The sequence below is a fragment of the Methanolacinia petrolearia DSM 11571 genome (assembly GCF_000147875.1).
Taxonomy (GTDB): domain Archaea; phylum Halobacteriota; class Methanomicrobia; order Methanomicrobiales; family Methanomicrobiaceae; genus Methanolacinia; species Methanolacinia petrolearia.
Window position 1 is genome coordinate 322,999 of sequence record NC_014507.1, and the last position, 18,648, is coordinate 341,646.

Sequence of the window (18,648 nt, forward strand, 5' to 3'; positions counted from 1 at the left end):
CCTGTCAGTCCCGCCTGTCTTCGAATTCCCTTATACGGCGCATTGCCTCTTTTAATGTATCCATTTTTGCTGCATAAGATATCCTGATCCAGCCCGGTGCATTGAAGGCCGTTCCGGGAGTGGCGGCCAGGTGCGCCTCTTCAAGCCACCTCTCGCCTCTCTCCATATCGTCGCCGTTTATATTTACGAAGGCATAGAATGCCCCGTCGGCAGGAGCGGTCTTAAAGCCCATCGATTCAAGTTCTCCGCATACATACCTGCGTCTTCTGTCGAACTCGACTCTCATATCCTTGATACACGACTGATCGCCTTTCAATGCCGCAAGGGCGCCCCACATGGCGAACGTCGCCGGGTGGCTGATCGTATGCTGCTGGACCTTTGTCATCGCCTTCGCGATCTCCGGTGAGGCGGCTGCATAACCGATCCTCCAGCCGGTCATTGCATATGCCTTCGAAAAGCCGTTTATCGTGATTGTCCTCTCTGCCATATCGTTCATGGCGCCGATCGAGAGGTGTTCCTTATCGTAAATGAGCTTCTCGTAGATCTCGTCGGATAAGGCGATTATATCGTTGTCCCTGCAGATATCAGCAACAATCGAGAGCGATTCCTTCGAGAGAACCGAACCTGTCGGATTAGAAGGGGTATTGAGGACGATCATCTTCGTCTTCCCCGTGACCTTTTCAAGCAGGGAGTCATCGATCTGGAAGTCCTTCCCGTTGAGGCTGTGATGAACGGGAGTTCCGCCTGCAATTCTTACGGCAGGTTCATATGAGACCCATGACGGGTCTATGATGATTACCTCGTCTCCGGGATTGAGGCAGGCCTCCATCGCCTCGTAGATATTGTTCTTGGCACCGCAGGCGACGACGATCCCCGAGGCATCGACATCAACCCCGTTGTCTTTCCTGAGTTTCTCCGATATCGCCTCACGAAGCTCCAGAGTTCCCTGGCTTGCCTCGTAGTGGGTCTTGCCCTCCCTTAGGGCATTTATACAGGCGTCGGTGATATGCTTTGGCGTCTCAAAATCCGGTTCTCCTATGGAAAGGGAGATGACGTCGATACCCTCTGACTTCATCCTCCTGGCGCGATCGGTAATTTCTATCGTGGCGGAAGGGGGTATGCTGCTGATTTTTTCTGAAAGCGGCCTCATTGGTGAAAAACCCTCTCGGGAATGATTATTTCAGCCTTTTTACAAGTTTTATTGCTGATTCGACTGCTCTCTTTGCGTAATCGATACGCTCGGTCGCTTCGAGCCTTGTCATTCCCGGACCTGAGATTCCGAGTGTCACGGGCTTGTCGAACTCGAGCGAGAGGTCGATGATCTTCCTTGCGGCATGCTGGACTACGATCTCGTCGTGCTGGGTTGCACCCTCGATAACGCATCCGATCGTAACTACTGCATCCACCTTGTTCTCTTTGAGCATCTTTTTGATTGCAAGGGGCATGTCGTATGCTCCGGGGACGTAGATTCTCTCGGTAACTTCCGCACCGAGGAACTTTGCGTGCTCCTCTCCCTCGATCTCCATCATATAGGTCAGGTCACGGTTGAACTCCGCAACAACAAATCCAAGTTTTACTGTCATTTTTATCTCCTGTTTTGAAATCTTAATTATCCGTTTTATCCGGGTACTCTATTATCGTTTTCGTGTTTTACTGGCGGGCCGGGCCGGCATCCTCGAAGCCCTGTCTCTGCCCGGTTCCTGCCTGTTTTACGAGCCTTTCGGGATGCTGGATGAGAAGGACGGCATTTTCGGCATGCTCGCGTGCACGCCTCTTTGCGAGCCAGGCGAGTTCGCTGTCGTTTTCAGCTTCGTCCTCGTGAACAAAGACCTCGATGATATGCTTATTTGTCATAAGTTGCGCTCTTATCAGGCCCTGCGAGGCCTCGTGGGCACACATCCTGTCCTTCTCCTTTCCCCCGGGCATCCCGAGTGCGATGACAATGTCGCATTTTCTCTCTTCGAGAAGGATCTTGGATGCAACCGGGAGGTCTTTAACTCCGGGGACCGTATAGCGCTCGATCGCCACGCTTGCATGCCTGCGGAGTTCGTCGATGGCCTCTGCACCCATATCCACCCTTGCAAAGGTGGTGTCCGCAACCCCTACTTTCATACCAGAAGTTCACTCCTCAGGCATTAAGCACTTTTGCTGCTGCCTTTACACCGCATGTACCGCGTTCGTACCCGAGCTGCCTTAGTGCCTTCTCCGCGGCACCGATGACTGCGAGAACCTCAGGCACCCCTGTGGCGCCCATCGTGCCTATGCGGAATATTTTGCCCTTCAGGCGATCCTGTCCACCGGAAAATTCTATTCCCTCTTTCTTGACAAGCCCCCTGAATTCACTGTCCTTTATGCCTTCGGGATAGCAGATTGCGGTTGCAGTGTTTGAGTATGTATGCAGTTCGTCTACAGTCGGGTAGAGATCGAGTTCCCATGCAGCCGCAGCGGCCCTCACCGCATCGGCGAGGTTCCTGTGTCGTGCAATCCTTTTTTCAAGCCCTTCCTCTTCTACGATCCTGCATGCCTCGCGCAGTGCGAAAAACAGCGGTACAGCAGGCGTATATGGCGTTTCATTCTTTTCGGCGCTCTTTTTGTATTTCTTGAGATCGAGATAGTAGGGTCTCCATTCGGCAATGTTCTCCCATGCCTTATCGGAAACCGATACTGCGGACAGGCCCGCAGGTGCTGCAAGGCACTTCTGGGACCCTACTATTGCTACATCCGCACCCCACTTGTCTGCAAGAACCTCGTCACCTCCGATCGAGGTTATTCCGTCCATTATGAAGAGAGCGTCATGCTTTTTGCAGAGCTTTCCCACTGCTTCGGCAGGATTCTTTATTGCGGCGGAGGTCTCGTTGTGGACGAGAGTTACTGCTTCAACGCCGTTCTCAAGCTCTTCCTCAAGTCTCTCAAGCGGAAGAGGGGTTCCCCATTCGGACGAGAGCTCAACGGCTTCGCTGGCGTAAATCTTTCCTATATCGTAAAGCCTTTCTCCGAACTTTCCGTTGACGAGGCATGCAATCTTCTTTTTTGCACAGAAGTTTGCAACAGCTGCCTCCATTCCGGCTGTTCCCGAGCCGGAAAGTATCAGGCAGTCGTTTTTCGTCCCGAACATCGGTTTTAGCATCCTGTTGATGTCATTAAGGCATTCCCCGAATTCAGGGCCCCTGTGGTTAATTGCCTGGCGAGCCATCGCCATCCGTACACGCTGCGGCATAGGGACGGGCCCCGGCATCATCAGTAATATTTCATCCTGCATAGAAATCAGTAAGAATATTTAAACGCCAAAGGCAATTTAGGTTGCGGGTTACAACCGGATCATCCAGATTTGAAACGATAAATAAAACCGGACTTAAAAAAATAGAAAATGATTAACCAATTACTCCTGAGAAGTTATCGGCGATAATCTGAAGAATTTGTGCGAGTACTTTTATGAATAATATCCAGTCAAACATTTGTTCTCCTCACTGCCCCTGAAAAAGGGGCATTTAATATGTCTGAGTTTCACTTAAAAAGGATTTTTAATTATCTCGACGGGTGAAAATTTATTATTTTTATAACCACCATTAAGAATATAATTTCATAAAATATCTGCCATTCGAATAATATTTCATCAAAGGTCCGAAAAAGTCTCTCCACAATACAATAATTTGCCTTTTTCCTGCAATATTATGCTCTCCAAAAAGAATTATTCAATGCGGTACCAATAATTCAGCATATGTCAGGTGTGGCTATAATATCCGGTTCGGCCTCCGATTCGCATATAGTGGAGAAGGTAAAGGCTGTACTCGATGAGAACAATACGAAATACGATATTCAGGTGCTTTCGGCTCACAGAAATCCGGTCGAACTTGAAAAATACATTGCCGGGTCGGATGCAGAGGTATTCATCTGCATAGCCGGCCTTTCGGCGGCACTTCCGGGAGTTGTTGCGTCGAGGACCGACAAGCCGGTTATCGGCGTCCCGGTATCCGGAACCCTCGGTGGTCTCGATGCACTTCTTTCAATCGCCCAGATGCCCAAAGGTGTCCCTGTTGCATGTGTAGGGATAGACAACGGGGCAAATGCAGCGCATCTTGCCCTGAGAATTCTAAAATTGAAGAAATAGATAAGATCAGGAGTCTTTGTAAAGACTTTCCCTTACTATTTTTACTGCGCAGAGATCGCCGCACATCGAGCATGTATCTGTTTCCCCGTCTCTTTCATGGATCTGTTTTGCATGCTCCCCGAACATTGCAAGCGAGAACTGCTTCTTCCAGTCGAGATCTCTCCTCGCATACGCCATCTCTTCTTCGCCTGTTCCGAACCAGTTGATACCGGGGCGGATCGTGTCTCCTACATGGGCGGCAAGTTTTGCGACACGGGTTCCCTCCCTGATATCCTCTACGGACGGGAGCGCCAGGTGCTCTGACGGCGAGACCATGCAAAGGAAGTCGGCACCGTTCATTGCAGCGATCGCACCCCCGATTGCACCTGAGACATGGTCGTAGCCCGGAACGATGTCCGTTACCAGCGGTCCGAGCAGGTATAGCGGAGCTCCTGCGGTCAGCTCCTTGATCATCCTTACATTGTATTCGATCTGGTCGATCGGGATATGGCCGGGCCCCTCGATCATTCTCTGGACTCCTGCTTCATGTGCTCTCTGTGCAAGGTCTCCAAGAGTGAGATATTCTACTGCTTTTGCTCTTTTTACGGCATCGACCATCGCACCCGGCCTCATCCCGTCGCCGAGGGAGATCACTACATCGTATTCGGCCAGCATCTCGACCAGATAGTCATACTCTGCAAAGAGCGGGTTCTCCTCGCCGGATGCGGTCATCATCGCTATATGAAAAGCACCCCCCCTTGAGACCACGCCCATCACACGCGGGTCCTTCTTTAAGGCATCAAGCGCCTGCCTGTTTACACCGCAGTGTAGCGTCAGGAAGTCTACTCCCTGTTTGCAGTGATCCCTTATCACGTTGAACAATGTATCGGAGTCCAGGTCCGGGGCGCTTCCCGCACGGCGGACCGCCTCGTAAACCGGTACAGTGCCAACGGTAATGTCAAGATCGAGGATCTTCTTCCTCATCTCCTCAAGGTCGCCGCCTGTCGAGAGATCCATTATTGCATCTGCGCCCTCGGAGATTGCGCACTTCGCCTTTTCAATCTCAAGCCCGGGGTCGCACCTTATGCCTGACGTTCCGATATTGACATTTACCTTTACCGTGCACCCTTCCCCGATTGCACATAGCTTGTGCTCTCTTATGCGGTTTGCCGGGATAACCGCTTTTCCTGCAGCTATGGAGCGGGCAAGCCTTTCGGGTTCGATATTCTGCGATTCTGCAGTCTTTCGGACGATCTCCGGGATACCGGATTTACATTCCCGTGCGAGGGTTTGCATGGATATACTTTTGTCCCTGATAACTTAAACAATCATTACATGCCTGTAGAATGGATCCCCGGAACCGGATATTTCTCGAATTCCTATGTGTACGGTTCGGTCCTTATCGATACTGGGGCGACCCCGACGGCTGTTGAGCCCTACCGTGATGATATCGGGACGATTGTCTTAACGCACTGCCATTATGATCATATTGCGCATCTCCGGGAGATCAGGGATATGTGCGGAAACCCGGAGATCTGCATACACGAACTTGACGCGCCCGGAATCACCGAGCCTTCAAGAAGCCTCTCTACCATGTTTGGTGAGAGAGGGCCTGATATCGGACCTGATGTTATCCTTTCCGAGGGTGATGAGATCGGGGGTCTTAAGGTAATTCATACTCCCGGTCATACCCCCGGGGGGATATGCCTTTATGACGCCGAAGAGATGGTCCTCTTCTCGGGCGACACAGTATTTGCCGACGGAGCCTTCGGGAGGTTTGATTTTCCCGGCGGGAGCCTGGAGCAGCTCAGTAATTCTGTTAAAAAGCTCTCGGAGCTCGATGTCGAGGGGTTGTGTCCCGGTCATGGAACTCCTGCTTTTTCAAACGGAAGACGGCACATTCTTGCTGCACTCCGGGCACTGAATACGGGTTATTTCTGAATCATGAATGAAAAAGGGATCTACTGTCTTGTGTTCCGGAACCCCGGGACAACTCTTGGAATTGGAAGTCTCGGGGATGTGGAATTTTCTCCGGGATGGCATATTTATGTAGGTTCAGCCCTCGGGCAGGCCGGATTTTCAAGAGTAAGACGGCATGTATCCCTTTCTGTGGAAAAGAACAAAAAACCACGCTGGCATGTAGATTACCTGCTCACTTCCGCTTATTTTGAACTGGAATCCGTTTTCTGTGGTAAAACCGCAGAGCGGCTTGAATGTATCCTTGCGGGGCTTTTAGGGGGGGAAAATGTTCCGGGATTCGGTTGCTCGGACTGCAGGTGCGGGTCGCACTTTTTTCACAGGGACGACAATCCGGAGGATGAAGTCCGGTCCGCCTTTGAAGCCCTGAATCTCCCTGTCCATATGAAAAAAATCAAATAACTTCGAATAGACTAATCTCATTATGAAAGTGCTTGGGATTTCCGGGAGTATGAGGCCAGAGGGCAACACTTCGATACTTGTTAAGAGGGTAGTGGATTATATCGAAGCCGAAGGTTGTGATGAGTTCAATACCGAATATATCTCCCTTGCCGGAAAAAAAATATCGCCGTGTATAGGATGCGACAAGTGCAGGGAGACCAAATGGTGTGTTCTTGATGATGACTGGGACGATATCGCAGAAAAACTGATGGAATGTGATATCCTGATTCTCGGTTCTCCGACTTATTATTACGATGTCAACGGGCAGACGAAAAACTTCATCGACAGGACCTATTCGCTCTTCCATGACAGAAAACTTGCAGGAAAATATGCGGTTGTGATCTCGGTCTGCGCAGACAGGGGCGGCGAAAGGACACTTTCGACACTTGAAGGCTTTGTCAATACGCATGAGTTCGGTTATATCGGATATGTAGCCGGCAAGGGGGCTGCCGCAGGAGATGTCCGCAAGGATGAAAGCGCTATGGCGAAATCGATCGAAGTGGCTGAAAACATACTGAAAATGGTGAGCAGAACTCATCGTGACGGTAAGAGGAAGCAATAGACATAAGAATTCGGATTCTGATACTTTTATATGATACAGGACGGAAAAGGAGTCTCCGTCCTATGGGGTTGAAGTTGTGCCGAGGCTTACAATAGGGAGATATATTACTTCTGAGGATGATTGCATCATCCCTGCCGAATTTACAATATCTTTTAACAATGTGGAAAAAAACCGGTTTGAAGGGGTGTTCAGCAAATACCGGGTCCTTTATGTCGATTACGATACCAACAGGCTTTCGGTCAGGCTGCCTGATGAACAGAAGTTTATTCCTGCGGCTGCGGCCGAGATAGAAAAACTGATGGATTATGCACATCTTCTTGAAGAGGGAGACATGGAGATATGCGAACCCTCGGAGATCAGTCCGGAGGAATTTATTGAAGGGATAAACAGGTTCTCTGCACCTTCAATGAGATCGTATTCCAAATTTCATCATCCGTCAGATGGTTTTTTTTCTGTGGAATCTCCTGATGTCCCTTCGGAGTTTGGGTCTCTTTCATTCGAAGGAATGGATGAAGATGCGGATTTCAACGAAAAAATCGCGGATCTTATAGAGGAGGAACCGGTTCCCGGGACATTAACGGAGGATCTCGTCCAGGATTCTGGAGAACTTAAGATTGACGCCCCCCCCGTGCAGGAGGAAGAAGTATCCTTTGACGATCTCGACGATATGGATCTCGATCTTATTCCGGAATCCCATGAAGAGATCGTCGGGTTCGATGAAACCGTCTCAGGAGAAGTTCCATCTCCTGACGAATCTGTCTCCTTCGACGATCTTGACGATATGGATCTGGATCTTCTTCCGGATTCGGAGGAAGCTGTTCCCGAAGCCGGTGAAAACATCTCTTCTGAAGCTCCTGTATTTGACGAGCCGGTCTCCTTCGATAATCTGGACGACATGGATCTTGACATTCTCTCCAAACCTGAAGAAGCTGTTCCGGAATCGGGTGAAACGATCTCTTCCGGGGTTTCGCCCGTTGAAGATTCAATCTCCTTCGACGATCTGGATGAGATGGATTTGGATCTTCTTCCGGATTCCGGTGAGGACATTCCTGAATTTGAGGAACTGACAGGTGTAGAGCCGGATCTTTCGCCGGGCGACGGGGAGCCCGATGTTTCTTTATCTGCCGGGAGTTTCCCGGAAATTGAAGGATTTGAGGGAAGTATTGTTCTGGAAGAGGACGATTTCCCTGATATAGCCGCCGCTGAAATTCCAGATTCGGGCTCGTTGACCGATATTGAAGATGAGGAATTCCCTGGAGAACTGTCGTCAGGATTCGAGGTCAATGACGAATTTTCCGATCTTGAAGACCTTGTCGAAGAATCGGCCGTCGATACATTGCTTGTTGAAGCAAAGGAGCTGGTCTCTGAAGGCAAATATGAAGATGCAATGAATCTTCTCGGCGGATCCGTTCTGGAAAAATCGGGATCTGCCGACCTTTGGATCATGAGGGGCGATATCTGCGCCATGGCCGAACACTTAACTGATGCAATCGAGTCATATGAAAGGGCGCTTGAACTGGATCCTGACAATATGACTGCGGTTCTCTCTCTTTACCGTCTTTACAAGGAAAGTGAGAATTATTATGATGCTGCGGAGCTTCTGGATTCATATATCAAAAAGAATCCTGAAGATTCTCATCTCTGGTTCGAAAAGGGATGGCTCAGCGAGAAGAGCGGGGACTTCGGGGAGGCACTTATGGATTACGATCAGGCGATCTCTCTTGATGCAGGATGCACCAGGGCGGTTGCATCCAAAGCGCTGCTCCTGATGAGAGAAAAAAGGCCTGAAGAAGCGCTTGAATGTTATGATCTTCTCATCGAAATAAAGCCCGGGAATGCTGCGGTGCATCATTCACGCGGCCTGGTCCTGAAAGTCATGGGGGAGTATGATGAGGCGATAGACTCGTTTAAAGAAGCGATCCGGCTCGATCCATCCGATTCGGATACACTCCTTGAAGTTGCAATTCTCCTGCTTGAAACGGGACGCTTTAAAGATGCACTCGGTTATTACAACAGGCTCATCGATTCGGGATTTGAAGGAAGCGAAGTGTTTTCAGGGCAGGGAGATGCTTATCTGGCCCTGGGAATGAGCGGAGAAGCATTGTCTTCATATGAGCGTGCAATAGATGCAGGCGGAAATATCCTTGGGGCATTAAAGGGAAGAGCGGAAATTCTTGCAGCATCCGGTAATCCGGCTGAAGCAGTTGAGGCCTATAACAGTGTTCTTGAGATAAACCCCATGGATACGGATGTACTCCGGAAACTTGCCGCTTTATATGAAGATGCAGGTCATCCCGGGCAGGCCCTGACGGCGTACGACAGGATTCTCATAGCAGATCCAGAGAATTCCTATGCTATATCCGGCCGGATTAAGTGTCTTGTTTCACTCGAGCGATATTCCGAAGCTATCCCCCTGTATGACGGCCTCATCGTAACGAGTCCCGGGAGATCGGATCTTATCGCAGGCAAGGCATTCTCACTTGCAAAAACCGGCAGAAAGGATGATGCGGTTGTTTTGTATGTTTCCGCCCTGCAGCTGGAGCCTGAAAATGTCGGATACCTCCTCGAACTTGTATCAATTCTTTCCGACCTCGGAAGATACGGGGAGTCCCTGTCGTACTATGACAGGCTGATCAGTCTCGTTCCGGGGGAGTCAGGTTTTGTGATGTCGAGGGCGCTTGCGTTGTATACCCTCGGCAGGTATGAAGACTCGGTGGCGGACTTTGAAAAAGTTCTCCGGAAAAAGCCTGATGATACCGATGCCCTGATTAATATGGGCACTGCTCTGTTCCGTCTTGGCGACAGGAGGGCGGCGATGGTGTGCTATAAGAGATCCATCGATTTTGATCCGTCTCTTGAAGAAGAATGGCTGATGAGGGGCATCAGTGCTTCTTCATTTATCGAGTGGGAGATTGACAGAATTCACAGGATTTCGGAGTCTTCGATTATTTACGGGTCTGGGGACGCGAAGCCTAAGCTGAGGGCATCCAAGATGGAAAAGGAGGATTTCACGCAGGCCGGCACTGGCTCTGTCTCATCTCCGGTTATGGAATCGTCGGAATACGATTCTGTAAATATTCCTGATACAAGGACGCCGACAAAGGAGCAGCTTGATGATCCGGATTATCTCTATAAGAAAGGTGTGGCACTCGCCCGCAGGGGATACTACAGGGCATCTTTGAAATGTTTCAGCAGGATAGAAACACTGACTGAAGATTGTTCCGATGCAGTCTTTTCAAAAGGAATAATCTATGCCAAAAACGGTTATTTCAATGAAGCGCTTGATTGCTTTGATCGGGTTCTTAAAATGAATCCTTCACATGAAAAGGCGCAGAAGGCAAAACGGATGGCGGAGATTAAGAGAAAAATATAATATTTATATCGCTGTTCAGGTTCCTCGGCTGAATTACTTCCAAAACATCCATTTTGGTTTTTCTATCAATTCTTTCTGCCCTGTATTTTCTTTGGTCTGTTCATCAGACTCTTTTTCATCTTTTTCTATACTTTTTATTGCAGACTGGAGCGCAAGGCTGTGGGCAGCAGCCTGTCCCTGGAGGTGTTCGATCATTTTGGTAAGGTCTTTTATCCTGTCGTCTTTATCCTGGTTGATCTGGTCGGTTGCAGTAACACTCAGGACTTCAATTCTTGCGACTTCTTCCTTTAAATCGTCGATCCTGTTGTTTTTCTCGTCCAGGAGTTTTGCATATGCTTCCCTCAGTTCGACCTGAAGTTTAATCTCTTCCCTGAGTCTGCTGTTCTCTGTATTTTTACCGTTGAGGGCGGACTTCAGTTCCTTAAGTTCGGCATCCGCCCGATTGTTCCCTGATACCAGGCCTGAGATGGATTCGATTATCCACTCGTTTCTGCTCAAATCCTCTTTCGCTGCAGTTTTTTCAATCTTTTGGCAAAGTTCTTCATCAACTGTTAAAACAATTCTCATAATCCTCACCGCTCACCAATATGAATTTTCTTTATCAGGCTGAAGTTTAGATCAACACACCCGCTTTTCCGTGATATCTCTTTTGCACTCCTGAAACAGTTTTCGGCTTCATCTATCCTGTTTAATCGCAGCAGGATCATCCCTTTGTTATTTAAAGCCGAATAGTTTTCGGGGTTCTTCCTGAGGGCTTCATCGAAGATCCCGGCGGCTTCTTCAAGTCTCTCCGAATAAAAAAGTGCAATTCCCTTTTTAAATATGATTGTGTCGTTTTCCGGGTCTTCTTGCAATGCCCTGTCAAGACATTCGACAGCTTTCTCCGGCAGCTCCGCCTCCAGAAGAGCAATTCCCTTATTATACCAGTATCTAACTCCGACCTTCATTTATGTTTAGCACCGGGAATTTTATAATTCCATATTCCTGTTCTTTCCAATTTTATGTACGAAACGTATATAACAGCTCTTAATCTTTTCCCCACAATCCCATCTGTTTGTTCAAAGCCGGCTGTTATTAAAAATTTTATTCTCTTATTTTATATATTGTTGTCTCGTTGACTTTACATTTGATAAAAAATATTTCAAAAATGAAACCGTACGGAAAAAATCCACTTTCGATTTGCATGTCAATTATATAAACTTAATAAGCTTGAATTCGATATTGAAATTATAGTCAAATTTGGTGTGATGGAAATGAGTTTAGATACCATTAATAATATTCTTAAAAAGGCGCTTGATGGAGACGTCTTGGCAAGAGTAAATGAATCCGAAGTCTCTGATGAATTTAAAAATCTGGCGGCTACGGTCAATCGTGTTGTGGAAAAGCTCGGGGATGCGGCGGAAGCCAAAAAGCTCCAGAAACGTGCCGAAGCCTTCCTGCAGTTAAACCCCCAGGGAATTGCAGTCCTCGCAGGTGACAAGCACCGTCTTGATCTCAATAAAGAGTATGAAAGGATCTGGCGTGGCGGCTATGACGAGCTTATGGCTAAGAAGCTGTATGATTTCAACATCGAGATCACCGGCGGCGACGATTTCTACGCCTCTTTCGAGACTAAGAAACCCGCGATATCCGATATGGAGATCTCGTGGGAGAATGGAGAAAAGACCTATCTCCGTCTTTTCCAGACACCTATTCTTGACGAAAAGGGTGAGATCGATGTCAATTATTACATCTACCAGGATCTCACACCGCAGAGGGAGGAGATGGCTGAGATTCAAAAGCTCCAGAAGCGTGCCGAAGCCTTCCTGCAGTTAAATCCCCAGGGAATTACGGTTCTTGCTGCTGACAAGCACCGTCTTGACCTCAACAAAGAGTATGAAAGGATCTGGCGTGGCGGTTATGACGAGCTTATGGCTAAGAAGCTGTATGATTTCAACATCAATATCACCGGCGGCGACGATTTCTACGCCTCTTTCGAGACTAAGAAACCCGCGATATCCGATATGGAGATCTCGTGGGAGAATGGAGAAAAGACCTATCTCCGTCTTTTCCAGACTCCGATTATTGACGAGAAAGGGGAGATCGATGTCAATTATTATATCTATCAGGATCTCACCGATCAGGTCGAAAAGCTGAACGAAATTAAGACTTTAGAGGAGCAGTCCAACGCCATCGTCAGCGAAAATCCGATGCCTATACTCCTGTGGAATACCGATCTGACTATCAGAAAATACAATAAGGCGTTTCTTAAATTATCCGGGTTTTCAGATGCAGCAGCTGAAAACCTGAAACTTTCGGACTTCAAATATCTCAAACAGAGCGGTAAATCCATAAGGGATACAATTGAGGAGAAGAAGGCAAACCATGGCGAAGCCGAGATGGAATTCCCCTCCGGGATTAAAGTTCTTGAGAGATACAATATACCGCTTCTTGATGAAAGCGGAAGAGTCGACGCCGTAATGACGGTTTACAATGATATTACAATATTAAAGCAGGAGATGGCCGAGACTGCAAAACTCCAGAGACGTGCCGAAGCCTTCCTGCAGGAAAATCCACAGGCTATTACAGTTCTTGCACCTGATAAGCACCGTCTTGACCTCAATAAAGAGTACCAGCGTGTATGGCGCGGCGGATATGACGAACTGATGGCGAAGAAACTCTACGACTTCAATATCAACATCACCGGCGGCGACGATTTCTACGGCTCTTTCGAGAGCAGACGGCGGGCCGTCACCGAGATGGAGATCTCGTGGGAAAACGGAGAGAAATCTTATCTTCGTCTGTTCCAGACCCCGATTCTCGATGAAAAAGGCGAGATCGATGTCAACTATTATATCTACCAGGATATGACGCCCGAGGTCACTATCAGCAATTACATGAACGGCGAAGTTGACAGGATATCTGAAAACCTTGAAAAACTTTCAAAAGGCAACCTTGATATGAATCTCGATGCCGGTGCAGCGAATGAGTACACATCGGAAACCCGGCGGATGTTCAACCGTGTCGACAAATCGCTTGGAGAGGCAAAAGAAGCTGTTGAATCCCTTGTTGAAGATTCAAAGATGCTTGCACAGGCAGCCATAAACGGCAGGCTTAATGTCCGTTCGGACGCCTCTAAACATGAAGGGAAGTTCAAGCATATTGTCGAAGAGCTTAATAAGACAATTGATTCAATAGCAGCACCTATACATGAGGCGATTAGGGTTATAGGCGAATATGCCGAGAACAACTATACCGAATTTTTCGACGATAAAGTTGTTGTCAAAGGAGAATTTGCAGAGTTCAAGGAATCGATCAACCTGCTCGGCCAGAATACGTCCAATGTAATCAGCGACGTAATAAATGCAGTAGATCATGTCTTTGTCGGAACCAACGAGGCCAGCAAGGGCTCTGATGAGGTGGCGAAGGCGGCAGAACATGTTGCCATGACAAGCCAGAAATGTGCTGATATCAGCAGGGAGATGCTCGACAAGATGACAGCCATTCAGCAGCAGATTGCTGATCTTTCAGCTTCCAACGAGGAGGTCGCCGCAACCTCGCAGGACGTCCTGAAGAACTCCGAGGAGGTAACTAAGATGGGCAACGACGCACAGGTTCTCGGAAATGATGCAAACCGCAAGATGGCTTCCGTAGTCGAGATTACAAACCGCAGCGCCGAGGAGATCAAGGAGCTCAACGACCAGATAAAGGAGATCAACAAGATCGTCAAGATGATTACCGATATCACGAGCCAGATCAATCTCCTTGCACTAAATGCCGCAATCGAAGCCGCACGTGCCGGGGAGCACGGGCGTGGATTTGCAGTTGTAGCCGGAGAGGTCAAGAACCTTGCCGCAGATGCGAGGAAAGCCACCGAGCATATCGACAAAGTCATCGGTGAGATCCAGAACAACAGTATAAGGACCGCCGACGCAATCCAGACCGCCAGCACCGAGGTAGTCTCCGGTGTCGAGAGTGTCGATGCCGCAATTAAAGCTTTAAACACAATTGTAGAGGGTTCTGAGAAGGTCACAATGGATATGAGCGAGATCGCAAAGGCGATCGAGGACCAGGCGAATATTGCCAATATTGTTGTATCTGCAACAGATGAAGGAAGCCTTCTTTCCAAGGATAACCTCAGGGAGGTCGAGGAGCTCGCAGCACTTGCAGAGGAGGCAAGCGCATCGACCGAGGAGATTGGAAGCGCAATCCATGAAGTGAACAAGATGTCCCAGAAGCTCCAGGGCGATATGAAGGCATTTAAAATATAATAACTCTTTTTTCTTCGAAAATCCGCGTTTTAAGGGCTCTGTCCCGTATGATTCATCTGCAAATGGAATTTTGATTCTCTGTTTTAAAAATAAAACCGGAATGATCCGGAAATCAGGTAAGAAAAAGAATATTTCTTTATTGATTAATCCAGGATTTCGTAGGTTGTCGATCTCTGTTTCAAAACCCTGCCGATATCTTCGGTTATGCGCTTCATCTCACCGGGATCGAGGTAGTCCGATTCGTCGCCGCCTGCATCCACGGATACCTCATCGGAGAACATCGTTCCTCCGAAGTCGTTTCCTCCTGATAAAAGGCCTACCTGGGTGAATTTCCGTCCCAGTTTTCCCCACGAGATCTGGATGTTGTCGAAGTTGTCGAGATAGAGCCTTGATACTGCGAAGAGAAGTATGTCCGTTCTTCCTGTGGCGCCTGGCGGGGCAAGTCCCTTGTTGAACAGGGGAGTGTTGTGGTGGAGATAGGGGAGCGGAACGAGTTCGGTGAATCCTCCGGTTTCATCCTGTATTCCTCTCAGGACTCTCAGGTGTTCTACCCTGTCCGCCTCGGTCTCCACCGAACCGGGTAATATCGTTGCAGTTGACTTTATCCCCATAGAATGAGCTTCCTTTATTATCCTGACCCATTCTGCCGTCGGTACCTTGGCCGGGCAGATTGTCTTTCTGACGCTGTCCACGAGGATCTCGGCCGCAGTTCCCTGGAGAGTTCCGAGGCCAGCACTTCTCATCATCCCGATGACCTCTTTTGTCGAAATCCCGCTTTTTTTTGCAGAATAGGAGATCTCGTCAGGGCTCATAGTATGGATATCCGCTTCGGGAATAACATCATGCACCCAGGATATGATCTCAGCGTATCTTTCCGCGTCGAAATCCGGGTGGACTCCTGAAAGAAGGCAGATCTCTGTTACGTTTCTCTCCTTTGCCAAGAGAGCCCGTGCCCTGATCTCTTCTTCGTCATGAAGGTAGGCGTCCTCGGCCTTCTTCGGCCTGCCGAAACCACAGAAGCCGCAGAGATTTTTGCAGATGTTCGTAACGTGGAGGTTGTGGTTCCTGACATAAGTCACAATGTCTCCTACCTTTCTTTCCCTTAACCGATCTGCCGCTTCGGCAATCCTGAAGATATTCCGGTCACGGATCATCATCAGCGAGACCGCCTCTTCCTCGGTCATCCTGTGTCCTTCGAGAACATCGTTCAAAAGGTTCTTAAGCTCTGCGTCCTTCATTTCTTCTTTTTCTCCCTGGAATTCAGATACAGTTCATGAGCAAACATAAGGATTATTATCAGTATTGCGAATTCGATTATGTGCAGCGGGATATATCCTACGAGGGGAATTGCGAACCAGGCCTTTCCTACGATCCATTCCTTTTCAACAGGCATTAGCTGTCCGATTCCTGAAATTCCTCCCATTTGGTCGGGGTATGGGTTGTTGTCACCCCAGGTAATGTATCCCCCGTCGCTTGCATTGTCGTACCATTCAACTGCACGATGGATGATCGGATGAACACTGTCCACCCCGTTCGGCTTGTAGATAATTACGTCTCCGTAGACAGCATTGCCGTAAAGATTAGGATACTCGTTGAATTTACCGTAGCCTGTCGACAGGCTTTCGTTCCATGTCTGCAGTTCGCCGTACCTGTCTGCGGCGACGACAAAGACGAGGTCTCCTTTATTCATATTTGGAACCATGCTCTCAGACTCGACTGCAACCACTGCCGGCCAGGTGCCTGAAAATAAAAAGAGCAGGAGTGCGACAAGGCCTACGACCAGCACGATCCATGCTGCGTCGCGTGCCAGTGAAAAAGCCGGCTCCTCACTCTTTAAAAACCTTTTAATTAGAGATTCTTTCGGTTTATTACCTGATTCGGGTTTTTTCATAGTTTAACAGAAACTGTTGGATCTGTTGCATAAAAATAACTTTTGAAGCACAATGTGAATTTTCGGATAGTTATATATTTGTGTTGCCCAATGATAGATCGATGGAATCCGGTTACCTGAGCCTCGGGATGGGATTGCTGATTGCAATTATCGTCCTTGCGTTCACTTTCCTGACGGCGCTTATTACTGCCGGCCTGCAGAGCTATAATCTTGCGATATCGATTTCATTTGTCATGGGAGGGCTTCTGTGCATATGCCTGTCTGCGGTCTTCAGGAGCTGTCCTTTTTCAAAAAAAGAGAACTGCAATGACAGTCCGGCCGACAGGTAGATAAAACAAAGACTACATGCCGGTGTCTGTTCCGGGCATTTCCCTTGTATTGACTTTGTAATGGTTTTTCATAGAATCCCTGATCTTCCGGGCTTATCTCTATCTCCTGAGGAGAAATCGATCTGTTGAATTCTCCCTAACAATTATACCGGATTAACCCCCTAGGGAAGTTGTGGAGTTTGAGTTATATGACCGAGAGAAAGACCGGTTCCGGAGATTCAGCCGGAACGCCGGATGCTGAAAGATTGCTTGAAGAAGGCGACCCGCTGTTTGAGGAGAGCAAATACGAGGAGGCCCTTTCTGCCTATGATCTGATTCGTGCCACCGATGACGGCTACCTTGCTGCACAAAACAGGAAGGGAAACATCCTCTCCATCCTGGGGAGGAATGATGAAGCACTGGAAGTCTTCAGGGACGTCCTGCGGATTGTCCCTGAGAACCCCATTCTATATGATGCAGCTCTTAACAACATGGCAAATGTACTGCGAAGGCTTGAGAGGTTTGAAGAGGCTCTTGAACTGTACGATAAAGCCCTTGAAGCAGAGCCTGATAATGTAATGGCCTTAAACAACAGGGGCAACGTCCTTTCCGATATGGGCCGGGATGAAGAAGCACTTCTGATGTACGAACGGGCACTGGAGATTGAGCCCGGAAACAGTCCGGTACTGGTGAACAAGGCGTATTCACTTATCGGTCTCAGGAGGAACGATGAAGCGCTTATCGCTCTTGACGGGGCCCTGAGACTAAATCCCGGCAATATTATGGCTATGAATAATAAAGCAAACCTGTTGAGTGAACTTGGAAGGACGAAGGAAGCGATAAAGATCTACAACCAGGCTCTCGATCTGAATCCCGCCCATGTCCCGACAATTGTAAACTGTGGAATTGCATATGCGGCTTCAGGTGAATCCGAACGTGCCCTTGCATACTTCGACCAGGCATTGATCCTCGATCCGTCGAATATACTCGCTCTTGACAACAAAGGCTGTGTTCTGGTGGATCTCGGCAGGTACAGGGAGGCTCTCGTCGCTTATGAAAGGGCACGCTCGCTTGATCCGGATGATGAGGCGATCAGGAAGAATATTGATGACCTGATGAAGAGGATCAGAGAGTGATCTAAATTCCCTAGGTGTTTCAGATGGAAGATTACGATCTTGGAAAGGTATTCAAGCTGATTGAACCAGGTCCGGTCGTCCTTGTGACGACTTCCAGCAATGGACGACCTAATATCATGACGATGAGCTGGCACATGGCGATGGAATTCGTTCCGCCTTTGATAGGCTGCATTATCAGCCCGGAAGATTACAGCTTCGAGGCGCTTTATGCCACAGGGGAGTGTGTCATCGGCATACCTACGGTTGAGATGATGAAGAAAACCGTGGATATAGGGAACTGCTCCGGGAAGGACGTCGACAAGTTCGAAGAATTCGGCCTGACTCCGCTTCCGGCCGGGAAAGTGAAGGCCCCGCTTCTGGCGGAGTGCTTCGCCAACATAGAATGCCGGGTCGTCGACAGGAGCATGGTTGACAAATACGGGCTCTTCGTCCTCGAAGCGGTAAAGGCATGGACCGACCCGGAGCACAAAGAAAGGCGGACTTTCCATGCGAACGGCGACGGAACATTCGTCGTCGACGGGGAGTCCGTCGATCTCAAGGACAGGATGGTGAAGTTTCCAGAGTGTTTGTAGCCCGGTGATGAATCCCGGAATCTTATTTTTTATTCGGGCCTGATCGTTCGG

At 48.7% G+C, this 18,648-nt stretch carries 18 protein-coding genes; 9 read left to right on the plus strand and 9 right to left on the minus strand.

Annotated elements, in window-relative coordinates; genetic code table 11:
- Nucleotides 1–4: 4 nt before the first annotated feature.
- The 4 genes from MPET_RS01600 to MPET_RS01615 all read right to left on the minus strand — a co-directional run bounded on the left by MPET_RS01600 (nucleotide 5) and on the right by MPET_RS01615 (nucleotide 3,259).
- Nucleotides 5–1,150 (minus strand): pyridoxal phosphate-dependent aminotransferase, encoded by a 1,146-nt coding sequence (locus MPET_RS01600; RefSeq protein WP_013328271.1) that lies wholly within the window; start codon nucleotides 1,148–1,150, stop codon nucleotides 5–7.
- 25 nt (nucleotides 1,151–1,175) lie between these two features.
- Nucleotides 1,176–1,583: a 6,7-dimethyl-8-ribityllumazine synthase gene (gene ribH, locus MPET_RS01605; protein WP_013328272.1), complete on the minus strand. Its 408-nt coding sequence runs from the start codon at nucleotides 1,581–1,583 to the stop codon at nucleotides 1,176–1,178.
- A 67-nt stretch (nucleotides 1,584–1,650) separates the two neighbouring features.
- Nucleotides 1,651–2,112 (minus strand): riboflavin synthase, encoded by a 462-nt coding sequence (gene ribC, locus MPET_RS01610; protein ID WP_013328273.1) that lies wholly within the window; start codon nucleotides 2,110–2,112, stop codon nucleotides 1,651–1,653.
- Between the two features lie 16 nt (nucleotides 2,113–2,128).
- The gene (locus tag MPET_RS01615) at nucleotides 2,129–3,259 is read right to left on the minus strand and encodes a pyridoxal-phosphate-dependent aminotransferase family protein (protein WP_013328274.1); all 1,131 of its coding nucleotides are present in this window, start codon (nucleotides 3,257–3,259) and stop codon (nucleotides 2,129–2,131) included.
- A gap of 459 nt (nucleotides 3,260–3,718) precedes the next feature.
- Here MPET_RS01615 and MPET_RS01620 point away from each other — a divergent pair, with 459 nt between their 5' ends.
- Complete coding sequence (locus tag MPET_RS01620) at nucleotides 3,719–4,108, plus strand: 5-(carboxyamino)imidazole ribonucleotide mutase (RefSeq protein WP_013328275.1); 390 nt, start codon at nucleotides 3,719–3,721, stop codon at nucleotides 4,106–4,108.
- A gap of 6 nt (nucleotides 4,109–4,114) precedes the next feature.
- Here MPET_RS01620 and thiC read toward each other — a convergent pair whose 3' ends face one another.
- Nucleotides 4,115–5,383: a phosphomethylpyrimidine synthase ThiC gene (gene thiC, locus MPET_RS01625; protein WP_013328276.1), complete on the minus strand. Its 1,269-nt coding sequence runs from the start codon at nucleotides 5,381–5,383 to the stop codon at nucleotides 4,115–4,117.
- 39 nt (nucleotides 5,384–5,422) lie between these two features.
- On the opposite strand from thiC, the gene MPET_RS01630 reads away from it, so the two are divergent.
- The 4 genes from MPET_RS01630 to MPET_RS01645 all read left to right on the plus strand — a co-directional run bounded on the left by MPET_RS01630 (nucleotide 5,423) and on the right by MPET_RS01645 (nucleotide 10,440).
- Nucleotides 5,423–6,028, plus strand: coding sequence for an MBL fold metallo-hydrolase (locus tag MPET_RS01630; protein ID WP_013328277.1), 606 nt, complete (start codon nucleotides 5,423–5,425; stop codon nucleotides 6,026–6,028).
- Nucleotides 6,029–6,031: 3 nt separating this feature from the next.
- The gene (locus tag MPET_RS01635) at nucleotides 6,032–6,466 is read left to right on the plus strand and encodes a GIY-YIG nuclease family protein (RefSeq protein WP_013328278.1); all 435 of its coding nucleotides are present in this window, start codon (nucleotides 6,032–6,034) and stop codon (nucleotides 6,464–6,466) included.
- Between the two features lie 22 nt (nucleotides 6,467–6,488).
- Nucleotides 6,489–7,067: a flavodoxin family protein gene (locus MPET_RS01640; RefSeq protein WP_013328279.1), complete on the plus strand. Its 579-nt coding sequence runs from the start codon at nucleotides 6,489–6,491 to the stop codon at nucleotides 7,065–7,067.
- Nucleotides 7,068–7,251: 184 nt separating this feature from the next.
- Nucleotides 7,252–10,440: a tetratricopeptide repeat protein gene (locus tag MPET_RS01645; RefSeq protein WP_148222172.1), complete on the plus strand. Its 3,189-nt coding sequence runs from the start codon at nucleotides 7,252–7,254 to the stop codon at nucleotides 10,438–10,440.
- Nucleotides 10,441–10,473: 33 nt separating this feature from the next.
- On the opposite strand, the gene MPET_RS01650 is transcribed toward MPET_RS01645, so the two are convergent.
- Nucleotides 10,474–11,007 carry a hypothetical protein gene (locus tag MPET_RS01650; RefSeq protein ID WP_013328281.1) on the minus strand — a complete coding sequence of 178 codons (534 nt, stop codon included), beginning with the start codon at nucleotides 11,005–11,007 and terminating at the stop codon, nucleotides 10,474–10,476.
- A 5-nt stretch (nucleotides 11,008–11,012) separates the two neighbouring features.
- Complete coding sequence (locus MPET_RS01655) at nucleotides 11,013–11,387, minus strand: tetratricopeptide repeat protein (protein ID WP_013328282.1); 375 nt, start codon at nucleotides 11,385–11,387, stop codon at nucleotides 11,013–11,015.
- A 306-nt stretch (nucleotides 11,388–11,693) separates the two neighbouring features.
- Between MPET_RS01655 and MPET_RS01660 the strand changes: the two genes are divergently transcribed.
- Entirely contained in the window at nucleotides 11,694–14,690 is a 2,997-nt protein-coding gene (locus MPET_RS01660; protein WP_225353839.1) for a methyl-accepting chemotaxis protein, read from the plus strand.
- Nucleotides 14,691–14,833: 143 nt separating this feature from the next.
- On the opposite strand, the gene cofH is transcribed toward MPET_RS01660, so the two are convergent.
- Nucleotides 14,834–15,928 carry a 5-amino-6-(D-ribitylamino)uracil--L-tyrosine 4-hydroxyphenyl transferase CofH gene (gene cofH / locus MPET_RS01665; RefSeq protein ID WP_013328284.1) on the minus strand — a complete coding sequence of 365 codons (1,095 nt, stop codon included), beginning with the start codon at nucleotides 15,926–15,928 and terminating at the stop codon, nucleotides 14,834–14,836.
- Complete coding sequence (locus MPET_RS01670) at nucleotides 15,925–16,581, minus strand: S26 family signal peptidase (RefSeq protein WP_013328285.1); 657 nt, start codon at nucleotides 16,579–16,581, stop codon at nucleotides 15,925–15,927. Before MPET_RS01670 ends, cofH begins: the two co-directional genes overlap by 4 nt.
- Nucleotides 16,582–16,682: 101 nt before the next feature.
- On the opposite strand from MPET_RS01670, the gene MPET_RS01675 reads away from it, so the two are divergent.
- From MPET_RS01675 to MPET_RS01685, 3 genes are all read left to right on the plus strand, one after another.
- Nucleotides 16,683–16,910: a hypothetical protein gene (locus tag MPET_RS01675; RefSeq protein WP_013328286.1), complete on the plus strand. Its 228-nt coding sequence runs from the start codon at nucleotides 16,683–16,685 to the stop codon at nucleotides 16,908–16,910.
- Between the two features lie 188 nt (nucleotides 16,911–17,098).
- On the plus strand, nucleotides 17,099–18,025 hold the full coding sequence (locus MPET_RS01680; RefSeq protein WP_013328287.1) for a tetratricopeptide repeat protein: 927 nt from the start codon (nucleotides 17,099–17,101) through the stop codon (nucleotides 18,023–18,025).
- A 23-nt stretch (nucleotides 18,026–18,048) separates the two neighbouring features.
- Entirely contained in the window at nucleotides 18,049–18,597 is a 549-nt protein-coding gene (locus MPET_RS01685) for a flavin reductase family protein (RefSeq protein ID WP_013328288.1), read from the plus strand.
- Nucleotides 18,598–18,648: the final 51 nt, after the last annotated feature.

What these genes read in the sequence shown, in the direction of transcription:
- MPET_RS01600 (WP_013328271.1), bottom strand. Translation starts at nt 1,150, where the DNA reads ATGAGGCCGCTTTCAGAAAAAATCAGCAGCATACCCCCTTCCGCCACG.
- ribH (WP_013328272.1), bottom strand. Translation starts at nt 1,583, where the DNA reads ATGACAGTAAAACTTGGATTTGTTGTTGCGGAGTTCAACCGTGACCTG.
- ribC (WP_013328273.1), bottom strand. Translation starts at nt 2,112, where the DNA reads ATGAAAGTAGGGGTTGCGGACACCACCTTTGCAAGGGTGGATATGGGT.
- MPET_RS01615 (WP_013328274.1), bottom strand. Translation starts at nt 3,259, where the DNA reads ATGCAGGATGAAATATTACTGATGATGCCGGGGCCCGTCCCTATGCCG.
- MPET_RS01620 (WP_013328275.1), top strand. Translation starts at nt 3,719, where the DNA reads ATGTCAGGTGTGGCTATAATATCCGGTTCGGCCTCCGATTCGCATATA.
- thiC (WP_013328276.1), bottom strand. Translation starts at nt 5,383, where the DNA reads ATGCAAACCCTCGCACGGGAATGTAAATCCGGTATCCCGGAGATCGTC.
- MPET_RS01630 (WP_013328277.1), top strand. Translation starts at nt 5,423, where the DNA reads ATGCCTGTAGAATGGATCCCCGGAACCGGATATTTCTCGAATTCCTAT.
- MPET_RS01635 (WP_013328278.1), top strand. Translation starts at nt 6,032, where the DNA reads ATGAATGAAAAAGGGATCTACTGTCTTGTGTTCCGGAACCCCGGGACA.
- MPET_RS01640 (WP_013328279.1), top strand. Translation starts at nt 6,489, where the DNA reads ATGAAAGTGCTTGGGATTTCCGGGAGTATGAGGCCAGAGGGCAACACT.
- MPET_RS01650 (WP_013328281.1), bottom strand. Translation starts at nt 11,007, where the DNA reads ATGAGAATTGTTTTAACAGTTGATGAAGAACTTTGCCAAAAGATTGAA.
- MPET_RS01655 (WP_013328282.1), bottom strand. Translation starts at nt 11,387, where the DNA reads ATGAAGGTCGGAGTTAGATACTGGTATAATAAGGGAATTGCTCTTCTG.
- MPET_RS01660 (WP_225353839.1), top strand. Translation starts at nt 11,694, where the DNA reads ATGAGTTTAGATACCATTAATAATATTCTTAAAAAGGCGCTTGATGGA.
- cofH (WP_013328284.1), bottom strand. Translation starts at nt 15,928, where the DNA reads ATGAAGGACGCAGAGCTTAAGAACCTTTTGAACGATGTTCTCGAAGGA.
- MPET_RS01670 (WP_013328285.1), bottom strand. Translation starts at nt 16,581, where the DNA reads ATGAAAAAACCCGAATCAGGTAATAAACCGAAAGAATCTCTAATTAAA.
- MPET_RS01675 (WP_013328286.1), top strand. Translation starts at nt 16,683, where the DNA reads ATGGAATCCGGTTACCTGAGCCTCGGGATGGGATTGCTGATTGCAATT.
- MPET_RS01680 (WP_013328287.1), top strand. Translation starts at nt 17,099, where the DNA reads ATGACCGAGAGAAAGACCGGTTCCGGAGATTCAGCCGGAACGCCGGAT.
- MPET_RS01685 (WP_013328288.1), top strand. Translation starts at nt 18,049, where the DNA reads ATGGAAGATTACGATCTTGGAAAGGTATTCAAGCTGATTGAACCAGGT.